The organism is Blastococcus saxobsidens DD2 (genome assembly GCF_000284015.1).
Taxonomy (GTDB): Bacteria; Actinomycetota; Actinomycetes; order Mycobacteriales; family Geodermatophilaceae; genus Blastococcus; species Blastococcus saxobsidens_A.
This window is the reverse complement of sequence record NC_016943.1, coordinates 4,475,735-4,497,047: the sequence shown is the minus strand read 5'-3', so window position 1 is coordinate 4,497,047 and position 21,313 is coordinate 4,475,735. Positions and strand designations below refer to the sequence as shown.

20 protein-coding genes are annotated in these 21,313 nt (G+C 73.5%); 14 read left to right on the top strand and 6 right to left on the bottom strand.

The window, feature by feature from the left end:
- The first annotated feature begins 18 nt into the window (after nucleotides 1–18).
- Together clpB and BLASA_RS21315 are read left to right on the top strand one after the other, a co-directional pair.
- Nucleotides 19–2,613: an ATP-dependent chaperone ClpB gene (gene clpB / locus BLASA_RS21320; protein WP_014378335.1), complete on the top strand. Its 2,595-nt coding sequence runs from the start codon at nucleotides 19–21 to the stop codon at nucleotides 2,611–2,613.
- A gap of 134 nt (nucleotides 2,614–2,747) precedes the next feature.
- Nucleotides 2,748–3,524 (top strand): hypothetical protein, encoded by a 777-nt coding sequence (locus BLASA_RS21315; protein WP_166486419.1) that lies wholly within the window; start codon nucleotides 2,748–2,750, stop codon nucleotides 3,522–3,524.
- Nucleotides 3,525–3,542: 18 nt separating this feature from the next.
- Here the strand turns inward: BLASA_RS21315 and BLASA_RS21310 are convergent, their stop codons facing one another.
- Nucleotides 3,543–3,746 carry a hypothetical protein gene (locus BLASA_RS21310; RefSeq protein WP_014378333.1) on the bottom strand — a complete coding sequence of 68 codons (204 nt, stop codon included), beginning with the start codon at nucleotides 3,744–3,746 and terminating at the stop codon, nucleotides 3,543–3,545.
- Nucleotides 3,747–3,755: 9 nt separating this feature from the next.
- Between BLASA_RS21310 and BLASA_RS21305 the strand changes: the two genes are divergently transcribed.
- The 8 genes from BLASA_RS21305 (at nucleotide 3,756) to BLASA_RS25295 (ending at nucleotide 10,679) form a co-directional block, all read left to right on the top strand.
- Entirely contained in the window at nucleotides 3,756–4,559 is an 804-nt protein-coding gene (locus BLASA_RS21305; RefSeq protein ID WP_014378332.1) for a fasciclin domain-containing protein, read from the top strand.
- A gap of 98 nt (nucleotides 4,560–4,657) precedes the next feature.
- On the top strand, nucleotides 4,658–5,212 hold the full coding sequence (pyrE, locus tag BLASA_RS21300) for an orotate phosphoribosyltransferase (RefSeq protein ID WP_014378331.1): 555 nt from the start codon (nucleotides 4,658–4,660) through the stop codon (nucleotides 5,210–5,212).
- Nucleotides 5,213–5,330: 118 nt separating this feature from the next.
- Nucleotides 5,331–6,746 (top strand): FAD-binding oxidoreductase, encoded by a 1,416-nt coding sequence (locus tag BLASA_RS21295; RefSeq protein ID WP_014378330.1) that lies wholly within the window; start codon nucleotides 5,331–5,333, stop codon nucleotides 6,744–6,746.
- On the top strand, nucleotides 6,743–8,095 hold the full coding sequence (locus tag BLASA_RS21290) for an FAD-dependent oxidoreductase (RefSeq protein WP_014378329.1): 1,353 nt from the start codon (nucleotides 6,743–6,745) through the stop codon (nucleotides 8,093–8,095). The genes BLASA_RS21295 and BLASA_RS21290 overlap by 4 nt, the downstream gene beginning before the upstream one ends.
- A 6-nt stretch (nucleotides 8,096–8,101) precedes the next feature.
- Nucleotides 8,102–8,722, top strand: coding sequence for a pentapeptide repeat-containing protein (locus BLASA_RS21285; protein WP_014378328.1), 621 nt, complete (start codon nucleotides 8,102–8,104; stop codon nucleotides 8,720–8,722).
- A 204-nt stretch (nucleotides 8,723–8,926) separates the two neighbouring features.
- Nucleotides 8,927–9,961 carry a class II fructose-bisphosphate aldolase gene (fbaA, locus tag BLASA_RS21280; protein WP_014378327.1) on the top strand — a complete coding sequence of 345 codons (1,035 nt, stop codon included), beginning with the start codon at nucleotides 8,927–8,929 and terminating at the stop codon, nucleotides 9,959–9,961.
- Between the two features lie 2 nt (nucleotides 9,962–9,963).
- Nucleotides 9,964–10,386: a DUF3151 domain-containing protein gene (locus BLASA_RS21275; protein WP_041775896.1), complete on the top strand. Its 423-nt coding sequence runs from the start codon at nucleotides 9,964–9,966 to the stop codon at nucleotides 10,384–10,386.
- Nucleotides 10,387–10,535: 149 nt separating this feature from the next.
- On the top strand, nucleotides 10,536–10,679 hold the full coding sequence (locus BLASA_RS25295; RefSeq protein ID WP_014378325.1) for a GPGG-motif small membrane protein: 144 nt from the start codon (nucleotides 10,536–10,538) through the stop codon (nucleotides 10,677–10,679).
- 31 nt (nucleotides 10,680–10,710) lie between these two features.
- Here the strand turns inward: BLASA_RS25295 and BLASA_RS21270 are convergent, their stop codons facing one another.
- From BLASA_RS21270 to BLASA_RS21260, 3 genes are all read right to left on the bottom strand, one after another.
- Nucleotides 10,711–11,541, bottom strand: coding sequence for an ATP-binding cassette domain-containing protein (locus BLASA_RS21270; RefSeq protein WP_014378324.1), 831 nt, complete (start codon nucleotides 11,539–11,541; stop codon nucleotides 10,711–10,713).
- A complete protein-coding gene (locus BLASA_RS21265; protein ID WP_231839509.1) occupies nucleotides 11,538–12,602 on the bottom strand; it encodes an ABC transporter permease in 1,065 nt (354 codons plus the stop codon). The genes BLASA_RS21270 and BLASA_RS21265 overlap by 4 nt, the downstream gene beginning before the upstream one ends.
- Nucleotides 12,603–12,727: 125 nt before the next feature.
- Nucleotides 12,728–13,342 carry a hypothetical protein gene (locus BLASA_RS21260; RefSeq protein ID WP_014378322.1) on the bottom strand — a complete coding sequence of 205 codons (615 nt, stop codon included), beginning with the start codon at nucleotides 13,340–13,342 and terminating at the stop codon, nucleotides 12,728–12,730.
- Between the two features lie 91 nt (nucleotides 13,343–13,433).
- On the opposite strand from BLASA_RS21260, the gene BLASA_RS21255 reads away from it, so the two are divergent.
- Entirely contained in the window at nucleotides 13,434–14,723 is a 1,290-nt protein-coding gene (locus BLASA_RS21255; RefSeq protein WP_014378321.1) for an adenylosuccinate synthase, read from the top strand.
- Nucleotides 14,724–14,921: 198 nt separating this feature from the next.
- Here BLASA_RS21255 and BLASA_RS21250 read toward each other — a convergent pair whose 3' ends face one another.
- Nucleotides 14,922–15,947 (bottom strand): glycerophosphodiester phosphodiesterase family protein, encoded by a 1,026-nt coding sequence (locus BLASA_RS21250; protein WP_014378320.1) that lies wholly within the window; start codon nucleotides 15,945–15,947, stop codon nucleotides 14,922–14,924.
- Between the two features lie 193 nt (nucleotides 15,948–16,140).
- Between BLASA_RS21250 and purD the strand changes: the two genes are divergently transcribed.
- On the top strand, nucleotides 16,141–17,424 hold the full coding sequence (gene purD / locus BLASA_RS21245) for a phosphoribosylamine--glycine ligase (RefSeq protein WP_014378319.1): 1,284 nt from the start codon (nucleotides 16,141–16,143) through the stop codon (nucleotides 17,422–17,424).
- 108 nt (nucleotides 17,425–17,532) lie between these two features.
- On the opposite strand, the gene BLASA_RS21240 is transcribed toward purD, so the two are convergent.
- Nucleotides 17,533–18,960, bottom strand: coding sequence for an AI-2E family transporter (locus BLASA_RS21240; protein WP_014378318.1), 1,428 nt, complete (start codon nucleotides 18,958–18,960; stop codon nucleotides 17,533–17,535).
- Nucleotides 18,961–19,087: 127 nt separating this feature from the next.
- Between BLASA_RS21240 and purB the strand changes: the two genes are divergently transcribed.
- Together purB and BLASA_RS21230 are read left to right on the top strand one after the other, a co-directional pair.
- A complete protein-coding gene (gene purB / locus BLASA_RS21235; RefSeq protein ID WP_014378317.1) occupies nucleotides 19,088–20,395 on the top strand; it encodes an adenylosuccinate lyase in 1,308 nt (435 codons plus the stop codon).
- Complete coding sequence (locus BLASA_RS21230) at nucleotides 20,392–21,270, top strand: phosphoribosylaminoimidazolesuccinocarboxamide synthase (RefSeq protein ID WP_014378316.1); 879 nt, start codon at nucleotides 20,392–20,394, stop codon at nucleotides 21,268–21,270. The genes purB and BLASA_RS21230 overlap by 4 nt, the downstream gene beginning before the upstream one ends.
- The last annotated feature ends 43 nt before the right edge of the window (nucleotides 21,271–21,313 follow it).

Genomic DNA, 21,313 nt, shown 5'->3' with positions numbered 1-21,313 from the left:
AAGGACGTGCGCCCGAGCATGGAGAGCAAGCTCACGACCCGCTCGCAGGAGGCCGTCGCCGGCGCCCAGCGCCTCGCCGTCGGCCGGGGTCAGGCGGCACTGGAGCCGCTGCACCTGCTCGTCGCCCTGCTGGAGCAGACCGACGGCATCGCCGGCCCGCTGCTGACCGCGGTCGCCGCCGACCCGGTGGACGTGCGCAGCAAGGCCGACGCGGCGCTGCGCCGGATGCACAGCGTCAGCGGCGCCACCGTGTCGGCGCCCTCCCCGTCCCGCGAGTTCCTCCGGGTGGTCAACGCGGCGGGTGAGCAGGCCGGTGCCCTCGGGGACGAGTACGTCTCCACCGAGCACCTGCTGGTCGGCCTCGCCGGTTCCGAGGGCGAGGCGGGTGCGGTGCTGACCGGCTCCGGTGCCACCCCGGATGCGCTCGTGGCGGCCTTCCGCACCGTCCGCGGCAACCGCAAGGTGACGACGGCGGACCCGGAGAGCACCTTCCAGGCGCTGGAGAAGTACGCCGTCGACCTCACCGAGCGGGCCCGCGAGGGGAAGATCGACCCGGTCATCGGCCGGGACACCGAGATCCGCCGGGTCGTGCAGGTGCTGTCGCGGCGGACCAAGAACAACCCGGTGCTCATCGGTGAGCCGGGCGTCGGCAAGACGGCGATCGTCGAGGGCCTGGCCCAGCGGATCGTGGCCGGCGACGTGCCCGAGAGCCTCAAGGGCAAGCGGCTCATGGCGCTGGACCTGGGCTCGATGGTGGCCGGCGCGAAGTACCGCGGTGAGTTCGAGGAGCGGCTGAAGGCCGTGCTCCAGGAGATCACTGAGGCCGAGGGCCAGGTCGTCACCTTCATCGACGAGCTGCACACCCTCGTGGGCGCCGGCGCGACCAGTGACTCGTCCATGGACGCCGGCAACATGATCAAGCCGATGCTCGCCCGCGGCGAGCTGCGCATGGTGGGCGCCACCACGCTGGACGAGTTCCGCAAGCACATCGAGAAGGACGCCGCGCTGGAGCGCCGTTTCCAGCAGGTGTTCGTCGGCGAGCCCTCGGTCGAGGACACGATCGGCATCCTGCGCGGGCTCAAGGAGCGCTACGAGGTGCACCACGGTGTCCGGATCACCGACGGCGCGATCGTCGCCGCGGCCACCCTGTCCGACCGCTACGTCACGTCCCGGTTCCTGCCGGACAAGGCCATCGACCTGGTCGACGAGGCCGCCAGCCGGCTGCGCATGGAGATCGACAGCCGCCCGGTAGAGGTCGACGAGGTGGAGCGGGCGGTGCGCCGGCTGGAGATCGAGGAGATGGCGCTGGGCAAGGAGGACGACGCGTCGTCCCTCGAGCGGCTGGCCGCACTCCGCGAGGACCTCGCCGACAAGCGCGAGGAGCTCGCCGAGCTGACCGCCCGGTGGCAGCAGGACAAGAGCGCCATCGTCCGCATCCAGCAGATCAAGGAGGAGCTGGAGCGGGCGCGCCTGGAGGCCGAGCGGGCCGAGCGGGACGGCCGGCTCGCCCAGGCGGCCGAGCTCCGCTACGGCCGGCTCCCGCAACTGGAGAAGGCGCTCGCCGAGGCCGAGTCCTCGGTCGAGACCGGCGACTCCATGCTGAAGGAGGAGGTCGGCCCCGACGACATCGCCGAGGTCGTCCAGGCCTGGACCGGCATCCCGGCCGGCCGGCTGCTCGAGGGCGAGACGCAGAAGCTGCTGCGGATGGAAGAGGGGCTCGCCGCACGGGTCGTCGGCCAACCGGATGCGGTCCGAGCTGTTTCGGATGCCGTGCGTCGTGCGCGCTCCGGCGTGGCCGACCCCGACCGGCCGACCGGTTCCTTCCTGTTCCTCGGGCCCACGGGTGTCGGCAAGACGGAGCTCGCCAAGGCGCTGGCGGAGTTCCTGTTCGACGACGAGCGCGCCATGGTGCGCATCGACATGAGCGAGTACTCCGAGAAGCACTCGGTGGCCCGGCTGGTGGGTGCTCCTCCGGGCTACGTCGGCTACGAGGCCGGCGGCCAGCTCACCGAGGCGGTGCGCCGGCGCCCGTACACGGTCGTCCTGCTCGACGAGGTGGAGAAGGCGCACTCCGACGTCTTCGACGTGCTCCTGCAGGTGCTCGACGACGGCCGGCTGACCGACGGCCAGGGCCGGACGGTGGACTTCCGGAACACCATCCTGATCCTGACGTCGAACCTGGGCTCGCAGATCATCGCCGACCAGTCGGTGCCGGAGGAGCGACGGCGAGACGCCGTGCTGGAGGTGGTCCGGTCGCACTTCAAGCCGGAGTTCCTCAACCGGCTGGACGACGTCGTGGTGTTCCGTGCCCTCGGCAGTGACGAGCTCACCGGCATCGTCGACATCCAGGTGGGCGTGCTGGCCCGGCGGCTGGCCGCCCGGCGGCTCACCCTGCGCGTCACGGACGCCGCCGAGGAATGGCTGGCGCTCAACGGGTTCGACCCGGTGTACGGCGCGCGGCCGCTGCGCCGGCTGGTGCAGTCGGCGATCGGCGACCAGCTGGCCAAGGCGCTGCTCTCCGGCGAGATCCGGGACGGCGACGAGGTGCTCGTGGACTGGACGGCCGCCGTCGCCGGTGAGGGCGACGCCGGGCTGAGCGTCACCCGCGGCTGAGGCCGCGGGCGCCCGCCGGGCCCGACCGGGTGCGGCGGGCGCCCTTCTGATCGGGTGGCACCGCGTGCCGTGCTGGTTCCCGTCGGTACGGTCCGCCATGATCGCGGAGACGGGGAGCGACGAGCGGAGGCGTGATGACGGCGGGTCAGGACGACCAGCACGGCCAGCAGGGACAGCCGGAGGGGCAGGGCGGGCAGCAGCCGGGCTGGCCACCGGCGTCGCCGCAGGGCCAGCCGCCGCAGGGACAGCCTCCGTACGGCCAGCCCCCGTACGGGCAGCCTCCGTACGGCCAGCCGCAGCCGGGGCAGCCGCCATACGGGCAGCCTCAGTACCCCCAGCACGGCCAGCCCCAGCCGGGCCAGACGCCCTACGGCTACGCGCCGGCGCCGAGCGCGCCCAGCGGCTGGGGCCCCGACGCCCCGACGCCCATGGAGCGTCCCGTCACCGTCCGCGCCGGCATCGGCGCCTTCCTGGCCGCGCTGGTGCTCAGCGCCGTGGGCACCCTCGCGCTGGTGCTCAACTGGGAGGAGTTCCGCGACTGGACGCTGTCGGAGGCCGGTGGACAGTTCGGCGACCCGGAGCTCGAAGGGATCGACGCGGAGGCCTTCGCCGAGCTGACCCTGCAGCTGGGTGTGGCGTTCAGCCTGCTGATCCTGCTCCTGCAGCTGCTCTTCATCTGGTTCGCCTGGAAGGGCCGCAACTGGGCCCGGATCGTCCTGTGGGTGCTCGGCGGCCTCGCTCTGCTGTCGGCCCCCTTCGCGGGCGCCTCCAGCGGTCCCCTGCCGTTCGTCACGGCCCTGACCTGGTTCCAGATCGTCCTCACCGCGGTCGGCGTCGTGCTCCTGGCCCTGAAGCCCTCCAACGACTGGTACCGCTTCCGCAAGTGGCAGCGGGCCACCGGCCAGGGCTGACCGGATCCCGCCCGGGCCTCAGCCGCGCGCCGACAGCACTGACTGCGGCAGCGAGACGGCCGTGACTGCTCCGGCGGTCACCATCGTGGGGATCACCAGCAGCGCCGGCACGCTGCCGGCCGCCCGGTCCACCGGGCCAGGGACCGGCGGGAGGACAACCTCCCGGGCCGAGACGGCGTAGCGCAGGTAGCGGACGAGCGGCGCGGTCGAGTCGGCGAGCACTCGCCGCAAGTGGACGCCGACCTGGGGCGGCAGTGGATGCTGCCCTACGACGTCGCTCCCGGCCGCTCCCGCAGCCGGCGCACCATCCCGACCGATCGCGACACCGTCCTCGCCCTGGACCCGACAGGAGCACCACCGATCATGAACCGCATTCGTACCCGCGGCGTCCTCCTCACCGCGGTCTCCGCGCTCGCCATCACGCTGAGCGCCTGCGGCTCGGACGACGCCGCCGAGACCCCCGCCGCGGACACCAGCACCGGCACCAGCGCCCCGAGCGCGTCCCCGGTGCCGGAGACCTCCGCCATGCCGGTGTCCGAGGGGCCGTTCGGCGAGGGCTGCGCGGCCGTGCCCACCGAGGGCGCCGGCAGCTTCGAGGGCATGAGCACCGCCCCGGTGGCCACCGCGGCCGGCAACAACCCGGCGCTGTCGACGCTGGTGCGGGCCGTCCAGGCCGCCAATCTGGTGGACACCCTGAACACCACCCCGGACATCACCGTGCTGGCCCCGGCCGACCCGGCGTTCGCGGCCGTCCCGGCCGATGCGCTGAACGCCCTGCTGGCCGACACCCCCGCGCTGACCACGGTGCTCACCCACCACGTCATCCCGGGGCGCCTCGCCCCCGACGAGCTGGCCGGGACGCACCCCACGCTGAACGACGACCAGGTCACCATCGCGGGCTCCGGTGAGGACTTCTCCATCGCCGCGGACGGCACCGTCGTCGGCATGGAGGCCTCGGTGATCTGCGGCAACGTCCAGACCGCCAACGCCACCGTCTACATCATCGACCAGGTCCTCGAGCCGGCCGGCAGGTGAGCGAGGCCCCCTCGCCGGCCGCGGCCGCAGGGGGAACGCAGGACCGTCGTCCCACTCCGGTCGGACGGCCGCCCCGCGTCGGTTCTAGGGTCGGGCCCATGACGGCTGCGCCTGCCCTGCCCGACCGTGACCGGCTGCACCGGCTGATCCTCGACCTGGCCGTGGTGCACGGGAAGGTCACGCTCTCCTCGGGGCAGGAGGCCGACTGGTACATCGATCTGCGCCGGGTCACGCTCCACCACGAGGGCGCGCCGCTGGTCGGCCGGGTGATGCGCCAGCTCACCGGCGACCTGCGCTACGACGTCGTGGGTGGGCTGACCCTGGGCGCCGACCCGGTGGCGACGGCGATGCTGCACGCGGCCGCGGCGGGGGAGGGCTTCCTCGACGCATGCGTCGTCCGCAAGGCGGACAAGGCCCACGGGCTGCAGCGGCGGATCGAGGGCCCCGACGTCGCCGGCCGCGCCGTCGTCGTCGTCGAGGACGTCTCCACGACCGGTGGCAGCCCGCTCACCGCCGCCCGGGCCCTGCAGGAGGCCGGCGCCGAGGTGGTGGCCGTCGCGGTCATCGTCGACCGCGGCGGCCGTGCGGCGGTCGAGGAAGCCGGCTTCGAGTACCGGGCCGCCTTCGCCCTCGCCGACCTCGCCCTGGGCTGACCGCCCGGAATGATCAGGTGAGCTGATCATTCCGGGTCCTGGCTCACCACCGGTGCTGAGCCAGGATCCTTGACGATCAGGTGACCTGATCAACGCGGCGGGGTCGTACGGTGTGACGGTGACCACGACGACGGCGACGTGGCTCGCCGAGCTGACCGACGCCCTGGGCGCTGACTCCGTCCTCACCGACCCGGACGTCACGGCCGGCTACGCCCGTGACCAGGCCATGCTGGCGCCCGCCGGCACGCCCGCCGCCGTGGTCTTCCCCCGCTGCACCGACGACGTCGTCGCGGTGATGCGGGTGGCGGCCCGGCACGGGCTCCCGGTTGTGCCCCGCGGCGCCGGCTCGGGGCTGGCCGGGGCCAGCAACGCCGTCGATGGCGGCATCACCGTGGTCATGACCCGGATGGACGCCGTCCTGGAGATCTCCCCGGCCGACCGGCTGGCCGTCGTCCAGCCGGGGGTGGTGAACAAGCAGCTGCGGGACGCCGTCGCCGGTGCCGGCCTGTTCTACCCACCCGACCCGTCGAGCTACGACTGGTGCACGATCGGTGGCAACCTCTCCACCAACTCCGGCGGCCTGTGCTGCGTCAAGTACGGCGTCACCACCGACTACGTGCTCGGGCTGGAGGTCGTGCTCGCCGACGGCCGGGTGCTGCGCACCGGGCGGCGCACGGTGAAGGGCGTGACGGGCTACGACCTGGCCCGGCTGTTCGTCGGCTCCGAGGGCACGCTGGGGATCATCACGGAGGCGACCCTCGCGCTGCGGCCGGCGCCGAAGAAGCCGGTGACGCTGGCCGCCACGTTCGCCACGACCGCGCAGACCGGCCAGGTCGTCGAGCGGGTGGTGACCAGCGGGCTCGTGCCGAGCCTGCTGGAGGTCATGGACAACACCTGCATCCGCGCGGTCGACGACCTGCTCAAGGCCGACCTGGACCGCGACGCGCGTGCCCTGCTGGTCGCGCAGTCCGACGCCGGGGGAGAGGCGGCCGCCCAGGAGATCGCGGCGCTGGAGGAGCTGTGCCGGGAGGCCGGTGCGGAGTTCGTCCACTCCACCGACGACCCCGCCGAGGGCGACCTGCTGCTCGCCGCCCGCCGGATGGCCCTGCCGGCGCTGGAGCAGCTGGGCAGCACGCTGATCGACGACGTCGCCGTACCCCGTTCCCGCATCGCGCAGTTCCTCGACGGCTGCGACACCGTCGCCGCGGCCCGGGCGCTCACCATCGGCGTCGTCGGGCACGCCGGTGACGGCAACATGCACCCGACCATCTGCTTCGATCCGGTCGACGCCGACCAGCGGGAGCGGGCCTTCGCCGCCTTCGACGACATCCTCGAGTTGGGCCTGGCCCTCGGGGGCACCATCACCGGCGAGCACGGGGTCGGCGTGATCAAGGTGGACTGGCTGGAGCGGGAGATCGGCCCGGTGGCGCTGGACGTGCACCGCTCGATCAAGTCCGCGCTGGACCCCGCCGGGTTGCTCAATCCGGGAACCGTGTTCCGCGCCGCGCACCGCGATGCCACGCTGGGGCGATGAGCACGGAACGGTTCCTCGTCATCGGCGGCGACGCGGCAGGGATGTCGGCGGCGGCCCAGGCCCGCCGGCTCAGGACGGCCGACGACCTGGAGATCGTCGTGCTGGAGCAGGGCGACGTCGTCTCCTACTCCGCCTGCGGCATCCCGTACTGGGTGGGCGGTCAGGTCGAGGACCGGGACGCGCTGATCGCCCGGACGCCGGCGGAGTTCGCAGCCCGGGACATCACCGTGCACACCCGCACCCGCGCGGTCGAGATCGACGCCGGCGCCGGGAAGGTCGTCACGGACACCGGCGAGCGGATCGGCTACGACCGACTTCTCGTGGCCACCGGAGGGCGCCCGAACCGTCCGCCGATCCCGGGCCTGGACGCCCCGGGCGTCTTCGGCGTCCACCGGCTCGACGACGGCGCCGCCATCCGGGCCGCCCTGGACGCCGGCCCGCGCCGTGCCCTGGTCCTGGGCGGCGGCTACATCGGGCTGGAGATGGCCGAGGCGCTGCAGCGTCGCGGGCTTGAGGTCACCGTCGTCCTCGCCGACCCGCTGCCGATGCAGCTGCTCGACGCCGACATGGCCGAGCGGGTCTGCGCCGGCATGGGCGCCATGGGCATGGAGATGCATCCCGACCAGGCGGTCCGCGAGATCCTGGTGGACGAGTCGGGCCGGGCGCGGGGGGTGCGCACCGACGCGGGCAGCTACGACGCCGACCTGATCGTCCTCGGCCTCGGCATGGGTCCGGAGGTGGCGCTGGCGGAGCGGGCCGGCATCCGGCTCGGCACCACCGGCGCCATCGCCGTCGACCGCACCCAGCGCACCCGCTCGCACCCGGAGATCTACGCGGCCGGCGACTGCTCGCAGACCTTCCACCGGGTCACCGGCGAGGCCACCCACGTTGCGCTGGGCACCCATGCGAACAAGCAGGGGCGGGTGGCCGGCTCGGTCATCGGCGGACGGGCCGCCCGCTTCGCCGGGGTGCTGGGGACCGCGCTGACCAAGGTGGGGGAGCTGGAGATCGGCCGCACCGGGCTGTGCACCACCGAGGCCGAGCAGGCGGGATTCGACTACCGCTCCGACACCATCGAGGCGACGACGAAGGCCGGCTACTACCCCGGCGCCGAGGAGGTCGCGATCAAGCTCCTCAGCGAGGCCGGGTCGGGGCGGCTGCTCGGTGCCCAGATCGTCGGCGGCCCCGGCTCGGGGAAGCGGATCGACGTGCTGGCCGCCGCGATCTGGGCGGGGATGACCGCCGAGGACCTCGCCGGCTCCGACCTCTCCTACGCGCCGCCGTTCTCGCCGACCTACGACCCGGTGGTCGTCGCCGCGCGGGTGGTCAGCCGCATCGAGCAGGGCTGAGCTCGGATGCCTCCCGGCCGTGCCGCCCCGGCTCCGGACACCGACGTCCGGGACGCGGACTGGTACGGCGAGGACCTGTCCGGCCGGGAGCACACCGGCGTGGCCTTCAGCGGGGTGGACCTGACCGAGGCCACCGGCACCGGGGCCGTCTTCACCGACTGCACGTTCCACGACTGCCGGTTCAATCTCGCCGAGTTCACCGACACCGCCTTCGTGAACTGCGCCTTCACCGGCTGCTCGTTCTTCTCGGCGACCCTCACCGGCTGCAAGCTGGTCGGCGCCACCTTCGACCGCTGCTCGTTCGACCAGCTCACCGTCGACGGCGGGGACTGGTCGTTCGCGGCCCTGCCCGGGGCTGACCTCGGCCGGGCGACGTTCCGGGGCACCCGGCTGCGCGAGGCCGACCTCACCCGGGTGCGCGGCTCCGGGGCCACCCTGCGGCACCTGGACCTCTCCGGGGCGGAGCTGCACGACGCCGATCTGAGCGGCGCCGACCTGCGGGGGTCCGACCTCAGCGCGGTCGACCCGCGCAACGTCGACCTCGCCGGCGCGCAGGTCGACATCACGCAGGCGGTCGTGCTCGTGACCACCTTGGGGTTGCAGGTCCGCCCCGACGCCCCGGCGTAGCACCCGAGGATGCGGGGGAGGCCGCGACGCCTGCTGGCGGCCCACGTGCCGGGCGGTCTGCGCGGCCGCCGCCGCGCCCGGTGTCGCCCGGTCGGGGTCGGCTGCGGCCCACGGTGTCGCAGCCGGCGGGCGCGGCGCGATACTGATCACGACGTCAGCCGTACAGCGCCGTACAGCCGCAACCGATGCGAGGAGTGCACGCTCATGCCCATCGCGACCCCTGAGGTCTACGCCGACATGATCAACCGGGCCAAGGAGGGCGGCTTCGCCTACCCGGCGATCAACTGCACCTCCTCCGAGACGGTCAACGCGGCGCTGCGCGGCTTCGCCGACGCCGGCAGCGACGGGATCATCCAGTTCTCCACCGGGGGGGCGGAGTTCGGCTCGGGCACCCGGGTCAAGGACATGGTCACCGGTGCAGTCGCACTCGCCGAGTTCACCCACGTCGTCGCCGAGAAGTACCCGGTCAACGTCGCGCTGCACACCGACCACTGCCCCAAGGACAAGCTGGACTCCTACGTCCGCCCGCTGATCGCGCTGTCGAAGGACCGGGTCGACGCCGGTCAGGAGCCGCTGTTCCAGTCGCACATGTGGGACGGCTCGGCCATCGAGCTCACCGAGAACCTCGACATCGCCGAGGAGCTGATGGAGAGGGCTGCGGCGGCGAAGATCGTGCTCGAGCTGGAGATCGGCATCGTCGGCGGCGAGGAGGACGGCGTCGTCGCCGAGATCAACGAGAAGCTCTACACCGCCGACGGCGACTTCCTGCGCACCGCGCAGCAGCTGGGGCTGGGGGAGCGGGGGGTCTACCTGCTCGCCGCCACCTTCGGCAACGTGCACGGGGTCTACAAGCCGGGCAACGTGAAGCTGCGCCCCGACGTGCTGCAGCGCGGCCAGGCGCTGGTGGCCAAGGAGTTCGACCTGGGCGAGGGCGCCAAGCCGTTCAACCTCGTGTTCCACGGCGGCTCGGGCTCGGCGGAGTCGGAGATCCGCGAGGCGCTGTCCTACGGCGTCGTGAAGATGAACGTCGACACCGACACCCAGTACGCCTTCACCCGGCCGATCGCCGGCCACATGCTCAGCAACTACGACGGCGTGCTCAAGATCGACGGCGAGGTCGGCAACAAGAAGGCCTACGACCCGCGCAGCTACCTCAAGGCCGCCGAGACGAACATGGCCGCCCGCGTCGTCGAGGCCTGCGAGCACCTGCTGTCCGCCGGCCAGTCGCAGGGGGCGTGAGCATGAGCCACTCCCACGGCAACCTGCTGGGCGAGCCGCCGGCCACCCTGCTCCCCCCGACCCCCGAGGCCGACGCCGAACTCGCCGAGGGCGCCACGCTGGCCGAGGTCGCCGCCCACCACCCGACGGTGAGCGCGGTCTGGGCGGGCCTGGCCGAGGAGTCGCTCCACCGCACCGAGCGGGCGCTCGGCGACACCGTCCAGGCTTACGCCTACGCGCGCACCGGCTACCACCGGGGGCTGGATGCGCTGCGCCGCAACGGCTGGAAGGGGTACGGCCCGGTGCCGTGGTCGCACGAGCCCAACCGCGGGTTCCTGCGCTGCGTCACCGTGCTGGCGGCGGCGGCCGAGGCGATCGGCGAGACGGCGGAGGCCGAGCGCTGCCGGCAGCTGCTCCGGGACTGCGACCCGGCACTGGGAGCCTGACCTCACCTACGGTGACCGGACGTCCGCTCCGAAACCTTCGCTCACCCGTATGAGCAGGGGATCGGCCGGACAGGTTTGTCATCGAATCGTCATGGTCACCACTCTCCGTACTCGGCGCCGCTGGGCGCCTGGAACAGAGAGGGAGTCACATGGCCACGCTGCTCTGGATCCTCGCCGTCGTCCTGGTGGTCGCCGGCATCGTCGCGCTCGTCCGCAAGCAGATCGTGCCGGGGGTCGTGCTCATCGTGCTCGGCCTCCTGGTCGGCCCGGGCGGCGTCAGCATCTTCACCTGACCACCCTGCACCCCGAGCTCCGCGACCGCCCTCAGCGGTTGCCGAGTTCGGGGTGCAGGGCGGTCAGGGCGTCGGTCAGGGTGTTCAGCCGCTCGCCGCCGGCCATCAGGGCGGTCAGGATGTCGGCGTCGACGTCGTCCCGGGTGAGGTTGCCGGCCACGTGCCCGTGCGCGAGCAACAGGAACCGGTCCCCGATGAGGTGGGCGTAGCGCGGGTTGTTCGTGACCACCACGACCGCCAGCCCCTGCGCCCGGGCGGCGAGGATCGCCTGACCGAACAGCGTCTGCCGTGCGACCGTGACGGGGGTCTCCGGCTCGTCGATGATCAGCGCCCGGGCGCCGAAGTGCAGCGCACGGGCCACGGCCAGGCTCTGCCGCTCCCCGGCCTGCAACGCACTCGCCGGCTGGTCGGGGTCCAGCCCGGTGACGCCGACCCGGGCCATCGCGCGCACGGTGGCCTCGCGGGCCCCGTCCACGTCCAGCCGGCGCAGCGGCCACACCCCGCGGGTCGGCTCCGCGCCGAGGAAGAAGTTCCGCCAGACCGACAGGAGCGGGGCGACCGCGAGGTCCGGCCAGACGGTGGCGATGCCGACGTCCCGCGCCTGCCGGGGTGAGCGGAACCGCACCGGCTGCCCGTCGACCAGCAGTTGCCCCTCGTCGTGCCGGAGCAGCCCCGAGAGCACCGCGACCACGGTGGACTTCCCCGACCCGTTCTCCCCGAGGATGCACGTGATCTCGCCGGCCATCAGAGTCGCGCTGACCCGCGCCAGCGCGGCCACGTTCCCGTGCCGGACGGTGAGCCCGCGCATCTCCAGCCCCGGCGTGGGGGCGACCGGCTGCACTGCCGAGGAGGCGGTGCTCATGACCGGGGTACCGCCTTCAGCCGGCGGCGCACCACACCGTTGGCCACCAGTGCCACCAGCAGCAGCGCGCCCAGCAGTGCCTGGAACCACCGCGGATCCCAGCCGGCGAGCGTGATCCCCTGCCGGGCGACCGCGTACAGCAGCGCGCCGACGGCGGCGCCGATCGCCGAGCCGTAGCCGCCGGTGAGCAGGCACCCCCCGATCACCGCCACGACGATGAAGTCGATGCCGCTGAGGATGCCCACGGTGCCGCCGGCCTGGACGCTGCCGAACCGCACGAGCGTGATCGTGCCGAGCAACCATCCTGCGGAGGCGGTGAGGCAGAACAGCGCGACGGTGGTCCGGCGCACCGGTACGCCCAGCTCGTGCGCGGCCTGACGGGCGCCGCCGCACGCGAAGATCGCGTTGCCGAACTTGGTCCGCCACAAACCCCACGCGGCCAGTGCGGTCAGCGCCAGCCACCACAGGATCGACACGCTGAACCGGCCGTTCCCCACCTGCACCGCCCCGTCGAAGAGGGCGACCACCGACGACCAGCCCCGCGCCTGGTCGAGGCCGCCGACCCGGGTGGCGCCCGCGACCGCCTGGGACCCGGCCTGGGAGGTGCCCTGGAGGATCAGGAAGGTCGCCAGGGTGACCAGGAAGCTGGGCAGGCCGGTGTTCACCACGAGCACGCCGTTGACCACCCCGATCGCGAGGGCGGCGAGCAGGGAGACGGTCAGGGCCGGAACGGTGCTCCAGCCGGCGATCTCGATGAGCAGCGCGGTGAGCAGCGAGCTGGAGACGGCGATCACCCCGACCGAGAGGTCGAACTGGCCGGCGACGAGCAGCAGCGCGACCGCGACCCCGCCGATGCCGAGCAGCGCGGCGGTGTCCAGCACCGTGGCCAGGCCGAACGGGCTCACCAGGTCCGGCGCGGCGAAGGCGAAGAAGAGGACGACCACCACGAGGCCGACGACCGCGGGCAGGCTCGGCCGGGCCAGGGCGCGGGCGAGGAACGACCGCCCCTGGGGCGCCCGGGCCGGGAGGTGGCCGAACGCGGGCAGGCGGTCGCCGATCACCGGCACGGCGACCCGACGGGATGACAGGGCATCGGCAGCGGGTCCTCCTCGGCGGTCGGGTGGCCTCCCAGTGTCCACGACGCGCACGCCGTCCTGCAGGGTCGTTCCACGGTGGGGGGAGGGCACTAGGGCTGCAGCCGCCACCGCACCCGGTCGTCGGCGTACCAGGTCCACCGGTGGACCGGCCGCACGTAGGGCACCCCGTCCCGCACGATCCGCGCCGGGTCGGAGGCGACCTGCAGGGCGCGCCCGCTGGTGTGCCGGGTCGGGCGGAGCGGCTGCGTCATCACGGTCACGCCGATCGTGTCGACGGCGGTCCAGTCGGGGCGGACGTCGATCCGGGTGATCTCGCCGTCGGCCACCTTGATGTCGTCGTGGTGCGCCTGCAGCCCCAGCCGCCGCGACAGCGACCGGCGGCCCTGGCCGGCGGCCTCGATCCGGCCGTGGTGCAGCAGGACGCCGCCGTGGTCGTCACGGACGAGGGTGAGGTCCCGCGGCTCGCCGCTGCCCACCCCGAGGTCGCGGGCCAGGCCGACCGAGGCCTTGTCCGCGGCCGGCTCCCAGGCCACCGGCACCTCCGCCGTCCGCCCGGCCTTGAGCAGGGCCGCGAGCACCGCGGACAGCCCGGCGACCGGTCCTCGCACCATCAGCGACGCGGCGGTGGGCACCGCCTCCAGCTGGCTCGCGCGGGGTGCCTCCCCGGGCTCCAGACGGCGGAGATCCAGCTCGACCGACGACATGCCGATACCCTGCCACCTGGCCCTCCCGGGAACCGCCGGGTGGCAGGGAAGCGACCCGTCCACCCGACGGACAGAGGAGACCCAGGACCCGATGCCCGCTGTCGTGCTGATCGGTGCCCAGTGGGGCGACGAAGGCAAGGGCAAGGCCACCGACCTGCTCGGCGGCCGTGTGCCCTACGTCGTCCGCTACCAAGGCGGCAACAACGCCGGCCACACGGTGATCACGCCGGACGGGGAGAAGTACGCCCTGCACCTGATCCCCTCCGGGATCCTGACGCCGGGGTGCACCCCGGTCATCGGCAACGGCGTCGTCATCGACCCCGAGGTGCTGATCGGCGAGCTGGCGGGCCTGGAGGAGCGCGGGGTGGACACCTCGCGGCTGGTCATCTCGTCGGACGCGCACTTGATCATGCCGCACCACCGGGCCCTCGACAAAGTCACCGAGCGGTTCCTGGGCAAGCGGAAGATCGGCACGACCGGTCGCGGCATCGGCCCCGCCTACGGCGACAAGGTGGCCCGCGTCGGCATCCGGGTGCAGGACCTGCTGGACCTCTCCATCCTCCGGCAGAAGCTCGAGGGCACGCTGCAGGAGAAGAACCAGATTCTGGTCAAGGTCTACAACCGCAAGGCCATCGACGTCGACGAGGTGGTCGCTGAATACGAGGCGTACGCGCACGAGTTGAAGCACCGCATCGTCGACAGCCGGCTGCTCCTGGGCAAGGCGCTCGACGCCGGCGAGTGGGTGCTGCTCGAGGGCTCCCAGGGCACCCTGCTGGACGTCGATCACGGCACCTATCCGTTCGTGACGTCGTCGAACCCGACCGCGGGCGGCGCCGCCGTCGGCGCGGGGGTGGGCCCGACCCGCATCGAGCGGGTGGTCGGCATCCTCAAGGCGTACACGACCCGCGTCGGCTCCGGCCCCTTCCCGACCGAGCTGTTCGACGCGAGCGGGGAGTACCTGCGCAAGCAGGGCGGCGAGGTCGGCGTGACCACCGGCCGCGACCGGCGCTGCGGCTGGTTCGACGCCGTCGTCGCCCGGTACGCCAGCCGGGTCAACGGGATCACCGACTATTTCCTCACCAAGCTCGACGTGCTCTCGGGCCTGGACACGGTGCCGATCTGCGTCGCCTACGAGGTCGACGGCGTCCGGCACGAGGAGATGCCCATGACGCAGACCGACTTCCACCACGCGAAGCCGGTCTACGAGGAGATGCCCGGCTGGTTCGAGGACATCCGGCACTGCCGGGCCTTCGACGAGCTGCCGGCCAACGCCCAGGCCTACGTGCGGCGGCTCGAGGAGCTCTCGGGCGCCCGGATCAGCGTCATCGGCGTCGGCCCCGGCCGGGACGAGAACGTGGTCGTCCACGACCTCATCGGCTGATCCTCCGGATCAGCACCGCGGCCAGGTGCCGTACCCCTGCTGCGTCGAGCCGTTGCCGGCCGCTCCTCAGGGAGCCTCCGGCCCCCGTCGTCGCGACCGCCTCGCAGGGCGGCCTCCGTCGGGATCCGCGGCTCTGTGCCTGCTCCGGGAGTCCTCGCGGCTCGTGGTCTTCCTCGGGGACCCTGCGGGCCCCGCTCGTCAGACCAGCTGGGCGCTGACGGCGGTGCGGGCCCGGACGGCGTGGTCCGGGGAGTCGGTGATCAGGCCGTCGACGCCGAGGTTCAGCAGCGTGACGGCGTCCGCGACGGCGTCCCCGTGGGCCTCGGGTGCGTCGCCGCGGCGCAGGTGCGCCGGCAGGAAGGCGTTCTCCGCCCGCAGCGTCCAGCAGAACACCGCCAGCTCGGCCGCGTGCGCCTGGTGCACGAGGTGCGGCGTGCCGGTGAGCGCGTGCGCGGCGGCGCTGGCCAGGACGCGGTCCCGGCTCGGGGCGACCGCCTGGGCGTAGGTGGAGATCTCACGCAGTCCGGAGGGGGACACCAGCGCGTCGCCGGCGGGGGCGTCGCCGACGAGCTGGGCCATCTGCGGCCCGTCGTCGCCGAGGCGGGCGCGCAGCTCGCGGAGCACCGACGCGTCGAACGCCTGGATCATGACCGTGCCGTCGGCGGTGTCGGCGCCCAGCCGGCCCAGGTCACCGGCCACCAGCTCACCCATCGGCAGGCCAGCTGCGGCCGCCCACTCGGGGTGCTTCAGCTCGGCGAGCACGCGCACCTGCCGCTCCGCGGTGGAACGGCAGCGGGCCAGCTCGATGACGTCGGCGAGGGTGAGGATGCCGAAGCGGCCGTCGTAGGCGGTGTTCGTCGGCCGCAGCGCCGGCATCCGCTCGACGGCGCGGAGGGTGCGCAGCTCGGCGTAGGTGAAGTCCTCGGTGAACCAGCCGGTGCACAGCTCCTCGCCGATCACCCGGGCGGTGCGGCGGTCGGCGAACTCCGGGTGCTCGGCGACGTCGGTGGACAGCGAGAGCTCGTTCTCGTGCCGGACGACGAGCACGCCGTCGCGGCTGACCACCACGTCGGGCTCGATGAGGTCTGCTCCGAGGTCGATGGCCAGCTCGAAGCTGGCCGCGGTGTGCTCCGGCCGGTAGGCCGGGGCTCCGCGGTGTCCGATGACGACGGGCCGGGCAAGGCGTGCCACTGGCGTGCTCGCCAGCGACTCGGTCGCGCGCATGACACCCACAACACAGGAATCGGATGAATCAGGGGCGAACTGAAGGAGACGGATTGCGCACGATCCAGCGGCCGCCGAGCTGACCAGCGAGCTTGGCGCCGGGTCGTGATGGAGATCACCCGCCATGTCTGTGACTGGTGGGTTTGAACCGCCGGGGCAGCACGTCCCCGGCGGCGGCGTAGGGTCGCCGCTCGTGCGCGTGCTGGTGATCGGCTCCGGTGCCCGGGAGCACGCCCTGTGCGTGGCTCTGCAGTCCGACCCCGCGGTGGGTGCGCTCGCCTGCGCGCCCGGCAACGCCGGGACGCGGGCGGTGGCCCCGCCGCCGCCCGGCGGGGAGACGCTGGCGGTGGCCGACCCGGTGGCGGTGGCCGGTGTCGCCCGCGACTGGTCCGCCGATCTGGTGGTCGTCGGGCCGGAGGTCCCGCTGGTGGCCGGTGCGGCCGATGCGGTGCGGGAGGCGGGGATCGCCTGCTTCGGGCCGTCGGCGCAGGCCGCGCAGCTGGAGGGCAGCAAGTCCTTCGCCAAGCACGTGATGACGGCGGCCGGCGTCCCGACGGCCCGGTCGTGGGCCGTGGGCGGGACCCCCGAGCTGGAGACGGCTCTCGACGAGGTCGCGGCCCTCACCGGGGGCGCCCCCTACGTGGTCAAGGACGACGGGCTCGCCGCGGGGAAGGGCGTCGTCGTCACCCCGGACCGGGAGCAGGCCGCCGCCCACGGCCGCCGGGTGCTGGACGCCGGCGGCTCGGTGCTGGTGGAGGAGTACCTCGACGGGCCGGAGGTGTCGTTGTTCGCCGTCGCCGACGGGACGACGGTGCTGCCGCTCCTGCCGGCCCAGGACCACAAGCGCCGCGACGACGGCGACGCCGGCCCCAACACCGGTGGCATGGGGGCGTACGCGCCGCTGCCCTGGGCGCCGGCCGGCCTGGTCGACGAGGTGCTGGCCACGGTCCTGCAGCCGACCGTCGACGAGATGGCCCGGCGTGGCGAGCCGTTCTCCGGCCTCCTCTACGCCGGGCTGGCGCTGACCTCGCGGGGCGTGCGCGTGGTGGAGTTCAACGCGCGCTTCGGCGACCCGGAGACGCAGGTCGTGCTGCCGCTGCTGGAGACCCCGCTCGCCGGGCTGCTGCACGCCGCCGCCACCGGTGGGCTGGCCGGGCACCCGCCGCTGCGCTGGCGGCCCGGGGCGGCGGTGACGGTCGTCGTCGCCGCGCCGGGGTACCCCGAGGCGCCGCGGACCGGCGACCCGGTCACCGGGGCGGACGGCGACGGCGTGCTGCACGCCGGGACCGCGACGACCCCTGACGGCACGGTCGTCTCCGCCGGCGGCCGGGTCCTGGCGGTCACCGCGGTGGGGGCGGACCTGGCCGCGGCCCGGCAGGCCGCCTACGAGCGGGTCGCCGGGGTGCGGTTCGCCGACGCGCACTGGCGCACCGACATCGCGCTGGCCGCCGTCGAGGGCCGGCTCGCGCCGTCGTAGGCCGCCGCGACGTCTTCCCTCACCTCAGCGCGTCCTCCCTCACCGTCCGCAGTGAGGGAAGACGCGCCATGACCAGGTCACCGGATCGTCGCCGTCCGTGAGCGGTGCTCAGCCTGCGCCGACCACCGGGCGGACACGGCCGGGACGGGGCTCGGGCGGCCGCGGCCCCTCGTGGCGGCGGCTCAGGTAGGTGCCCGCCACGTTGGCGCAGGCGATCACCGGCACCGCGATGAGGGCCCCGAAGATGCCGGCGATCAGCAGCCCGGCCGCGATGGCGAGCACGACCGCCAGCGGGTGCACGTGCACGGCCCGGCCGAGCAGCAGCGGCTGCAGGACGTGCCCCTCCAGCTGCATCACCAGGACGACGACCGCCAGTGCGATGAGCGCCTTGATCGGGCCGACGGCGACCAGTGCCACCAGCACCGCGACCGTGCCGGCGAGGAAGGACCCGATGATCGGGATGAACGCGCCCAGGAACACCAGCGCGGACAGCGGGATGACCAGCGGCACCCCGAGAACTGCCAGCCCGATGCCGATGCCGACGGCGTCGACCAGGGCCACCACCGCCGTGGCGCGCACGTAGGAGATCAGCGTGCGCCACGAGCGCCGGGCCGCCTCGTCGATGTAGGCGCGGGAGTCACCCGGGAAGAGGCCGACCAGCCACAGCCAGATGGTGCGGCCGTCCTTGAGGAAGAAGAAGAGCGTGAACAGCGCCAGGACGATGCCGGTGAAGACCTCACCGACCGTCGTCGCGGTGCTGATCGCCCCGGTGGCGAGCTCCTGCTCGTTGCTGACGAGGAACTCCTGGGCCTGGCTGACCGCGTCCTCGAGCTGGTTCGCCGTGATCGGGAAGCTGCGGACGACGAATCTCTCGACCTGCTCGAGCCCTTCGCTGACCTGGTCGGCCAGGTCGCCGAACCCGGCGATGACCCGGTTGACGACCAGCGTGATGATCCCGGCGACGACGCCCAGGCCGACGAGCAGCATCGTGAAGGCGGCCAGCGATCGCGGCCAGCCGTGCCGCACCAGCGCCGCCGCCCCCGGCTGCAGGAGCGCGGCGAGCAGCAGCGCCACGATCACCGGCACGATGACGACGGCGACGTAGGCCATCGCGTAGAGCAGCGCGTACAGGCCGGCCAGCACGACCAGCAGTCGCCACGACCACGCGGCCGCCGTGCGCAGCGCCGTCGGCACGCCGTCCTCGACGTGGCCGCGACGCCGGGTGGTGACCAGGCTGCGGTCGCCCTCGTCACGGCGGAGCGCCCGCCCGCCCGCGGGCGGGCCGCTGACCCCGCGGGGGCCCAGCGGCCCGTCCAGGTCGGGTGCCCCGGGCTCGGGGCTGCCCAGCGGCAGCCGGTCCCCGCCGACGGACTCGGGGTCGTCGCCGGGGAGGACGTCGGTCACCGGCTCGCCGTCGTGGTGGGCAGGGATGTGCTCGTGGGCCACCCTGTCGTACCAGGCGTGCGGATCGTGCTCCCGGGCAGCGCGGATGCGTTCCCGCGCCCGCGCGGTCAGGTCGTTGGCGCGGCGCAGCATCGCGCACCTCCGGGGCGGGCAGTAGGGACCGGGAGGATCATCGCAGCCCCGCAGCGGGGTCCCCGTCAGCCCTGCGGGAGGATGTCCCCGTGGTGCGACGAGCTGAGCAGTGGCAGGCGGTACCCGCATGATCGAGCGCTACACGCTCCCCGTGATGGGGCGCGTCTGGAGCGACGAGCACAAGTACGAGCTGTGGTGCCGGGTCGAGACGCTGGTCCTCGAGGCGCACGCGGCCGCCGGACGGGTGCCCGCCGACGTCGTCGAACCGGTGCGCAACGCCCCGCCGCCGTCCCCCGAGCGGGTCGCCGAGATCGAGGAGACGACGCAGCACGACGTCATCGCCTTCCTCACCGCGTGGGCCGACGACACCGAGCCGCGCTCGGCGGCCGCGTACGTCCACCACGGCATGACCTCGTCGGACCTGCTGGACACCGCGCTGGCCGTGCAGCTCACCGACGCCACCGACGTGCTGCTGGCCAAGGCCGACCGGCTGGTGGCCGTGCTGCGCGACCACGGGCTGGCGCACCGGGACACGATCAAGGTCGGCCGCACCCACGGCGTGCACGCCGAGCCGGACGTGTGGGGGCACCGGGTCGCCGACCTCGCCTTCGCCGCCGCCCGGTCCCGGGACCGGCTGCGGGCGGCCCGGGAGCGGGTCGGCGTCGTCGCCATCTCCGGCGCCGTCGGCACGTACTCGCTGATCGACCCGTCGGTGGAGGTCTTCGTGGCCGATGCCCTGGGACTGCGGCCTGCCGAGGCGTCGACCCAGGTGGTGCTGCGCGACTCGATCAGCGAGTGGGTCTCCGCGCTGGCGATCATCGCGACGGTCTGCGAGGCGATCGCCCTGGAGGTCCGGCACGGCCAGCGCACCGAGGTGCGCGAGCTGTCCGAGGCGTTCGGGTCGGGCCAGAAGGGCTCGAGCGCGATGCCGCACAAGAAGAACCCGATCCGCTCCGAGCGGATCGCCGGTCTCGCCCGTGTGGTGCGGGCGGCGATCGTGCCGGTGATGGAAGGCATCCCGCTCTGGCACGAGCGCGACATCTCGCACTCCTCGACCGAGCGGGTGTTCCTGCCCGACGCCGCGATCACCACGGACTACCTGCTGGACCTCACCGCCGGACTGGTCGAGAACCTGGTGGTGGACACCGCGCGCATGCGCGCCAACCTGGAATCCACCGGCGGGCTGATCTACACCTCCTCGGTGCTGCTGGAGCTGGTGGAGAGCGGGTCGTCCCGCGAGGACGCCTACGCGCTCGTGCAGTCGGCCGCGATGGAGACCTGGAAGAGCGGGACGCCGTTCCGCGAGACGCTGCGGGAGCGCGCCTCGTCGTCCGGCCTGACGCTGGACGAGGCACGGCTGGACGAGATCTGCCGGCCGGAGCAGTACGTGGCCAACCTCGGTCCGCTGTTCGACCGGCTGGCCGCACTGTCATGACGGTGGACCTGCCCCTCGTCGCCCGCGGCAAGGTGCGGGAGATCTACGCCGCCGGCCCCGACCGGCTGCTGCTCGTGGCGTCGGACCGGATCTCGGCCTACGACCACGTGTTGCCGACGCCGATCCCGGACAAGGGCGCCGTGCTGACCCGGCTGTCGGTCTGGTGGTTCGAGCAGCTGGCGCCGGTGCTGGCGTCGTTCGGAGCCTCGCACCACCTGGTGTCGGCGGCTCCGGGGGCGGACGACGGGGTACCGGCCTCGGTCGCCGGGCGCGGGATGCTCGTGCGGAAGCTGGAGATGCTGCCCGTGGAGTGCGTGGCCCGGGGCTACCTCTCCGGCTCCGGGACGGTCGAGTACTCGAGGTCCGGCTCCATCCGCGACGTGGCGCTCCCGTCCGGACTGGTGGAGGGCTCGCGGCTGCCCGAGCCGGTGTTCACGCCGTCGACCAAGGCGGAGCTGGGGGAGCACGACGAGGCGATCGACTTCGCCGCCGTCGTCACCGCCGTCGGCGCCGCCCGGGCGGAGGAGCTGCGGGAGCTGACGCTGGCGCTCTACCGGCGCGGTGCCGAGATCGCGGCCGCCGCGGGCATCCTGCTGGCCGACACCAAGTTCGAGTTCGGGGTGGACCCGGACGGCGGCCTGGTGCTGGGTGACGAGGTGCTCACCCCCGACTCGTCGCGCTTCTGGCCGGCCGACACGTGGTCGCCGGGCACGGTGCAGCCCTCGTACGACAAGCAGTTCGTACGCGACTGGCTGACGTCGTCGGGCTGGGACCGCGTCTCCGAGCCGCCCGAGCTGCCCGCCGACGTCGTCGCCGCCACCCGCGAGCGCTACGTCACCGCCTACGAGCAGCTCACCGGAAGCCCGTTCTGCTGACCCTCGCCGAGTGCTACGAAGTCGTGGCCATCAGCCTCTGATC

Excerpts from the sequence above, each read along its gene's own strand:
- BLASA_RS21260 (WP_014378322.1), bottom strand. The coding sequence starts at position 13,342 with ATGTCGTCGGTCGAGCTGGATCTCCGCCGTCTGGAGCCCGGGGAGGCA.
- BLASA_RS21255 (WP_014378321.1), top strand. The coding sequence starts at position 13,434 with ATGCCCGCTGTCGTGCTGATCGGTGCCCAGTGGGGCGACGAAGGCAAG.
- pyrE (WP_014378331.1), top strand. The coding sequence starts at position 4,658 with ATGACGGCTGCGCCTGCCCTGCCCGACCGTGACCGGCTGCACCGGCTG.
- clpB (WP_014378335.1), top strand. The coding sequence starts at position 19 with ATGGAGAGCAAGCTCACGACCCGCTCGCAGGAGGCCGTCGCCGGCGCC.
- BLASA_RS21285 (WP_014378328.1), top strand. The coding sequence starts at position 8,102 with ATGCCTCCCGGCCGTGCCGCCCCGGCTCCGGACACCGACGTCCGGGAC.
- purB (WP_014378317.1), top strand. The coding sequence starts at position 19,088 with ATGATCGAGCGCTACACGCTCCCCGTGATGGGGCGCGTCTGGAGCGAC.
- BLASA_RS21315 (WP_166486419.1), top strand. The coding sequence starts at position 2,748 with ATGACGGCGGGTCAGGACGACCAGCACGGCCAGCAGGGACAGCCGGAG.
- BLASA_RS21290 (WP_014378329.1), top strand. The coding sequence starts at position 6,743 with ATGAGCACGGAACGGTTCCTCGTCATCGGCGGCGACGCGGCAGGGATG.
- BLASA_RS25295 (WP_014378325.1), top strand. The coding sequence starts at position 10,536 with ATGGCCACGCTGCTCTGGATCCTCGCCGTCGTCCTGGTGGTCGCCGGC.
- BLASA_RS21275 (WP_041775896.1), top strand. The coding sequence starts at position 9,964 with ATGAGCCACTCCCACGGCAACCTGCTGGGCGAGCCGCCGGCCACCCTG.
- BLASA_RS21240 (WP_014378318.1), bottom strand. The coding sequence starts at position 18,960 with ATGCTGCGCCGCGCCAACGACCTGACCGCGCGGGCGCGGGAACGCATC.
- BLASA_RS21250 (WP_014378320.1), bottom strand. The coding sequence starts at position 15,947 with ATGCGCGCGACCGAGTCGCTGGCGAGCACGCCAGTGGCACGCCTTGCC.
- fbaA (WP_014378327.1), top strand. The coding sequence starts at position 8,927 with ATGCCCATCGCGACCCCTGAGGTCTACGCCGACATGATCAACCGGGCC.
- BLASA_RS21270 (WP_014378324.1), bottom strand. The coding sequence starts at position 11,541 with ATGAGCACCGCCTCCTCGGCAGTGCAGCCGGTCGCCCCCACGCCGGGG.
- BLASA_RS21230 (WP_014378316.1), top strand. The coding sequence starts at position 20,392 with ATGACGGTGGACCTGCCCCTCGTCGCCCGCGGCAAGGTGCGGGAGATC.